2 protein-coding genes are annotated in these 727 nt (G+C 66.4%); both read left to right on the top strand.

Going from position 1 to position 727, the window contains the following annotated elements; all coding sequences use genetic code 11:
• Positions 1-270, top strand: a 270-nt coding sequence (locus AC0L3K_RS40695; RefSeq protein WP_473368217.1) for a hypothetical protein, incomplete at its 5' end; no start/stop codon positions are given.
• 222 nt (positions 271-492) lie between these two features.
• Positions 493-727 (top strand): hypothetical protein (locus AC0L3K_RS40690; protein WP_473368216.1); only part of this gene is annotated, 235 nt, incomplete at its 3' end.

Below are 727 nucleotides of genomic sequence, written 5' to 3'. Positions count from 1 at the left end.
GATAATGCGCGGCGGGGTGACCTGAACAACATCTGCCAAGACATCTTCCAGTGCCGTGCCGATCGTTTGCTCGCCTTTGCGCTCGATTACGGGTGGCGGAGTGACCTGAACGATATCCGCCGCGGCATCCACCGGTGCCGTACCGATCGTTTGCTCGTCTTTGCCCTCGACGACGGATGGTGGCGTGACTTGAACGTCATCCGGCGCGCGATCTACCGGTGGGCTGGCAGCGGTCGCATCATCATTTCCCGCGCGATGCGCGCCCAATGAGGTTCGCGCCCCAAGCGGCTGCACAAGTTTCTGATCCGATAGCATCTTCCGCGTTGGTTCGTGCGGTTTGAGCTTCGTCCGCTGAGCTTTGTGAACCTTGTGGAGGTCAGGCGCGGGCGTCGCGTGTCTCCACATATCCCACCGAGGGCGCGGCGCGCGTTCGCGGAGCGGATAAAAAGCACCGTCAGGAAGCCAGCCGTCACCAGACCAAGCCTTGCTCCGTTGGATCTGCGTGCCCAGCCGGTTCGGGTAAGGCAAACCGTATTCACCGGCATGAGGATCGCCCCCACCATAACCGCCACCGCCACCGGCACCGCCGCTACCGGCTCCCGCACCACCAGCGCCACCGGCACCGCCGCCACCGGCTCCCGCGCCGCCACCGGCACCGCCGCCACCAGCTCCCGCACCACCGGCGCCACCACCGCGAGCTCCCCCGCCACTACCGCCGCCACCGCCC

The organism is Bradyrhizobium sp. MI1.10 (genome assembly GCF_055811035.1).
Note: the sequence above shows the minus strand (reverse complement) of the source record. Positions and strands in the feature narration are given on the sequence as shown.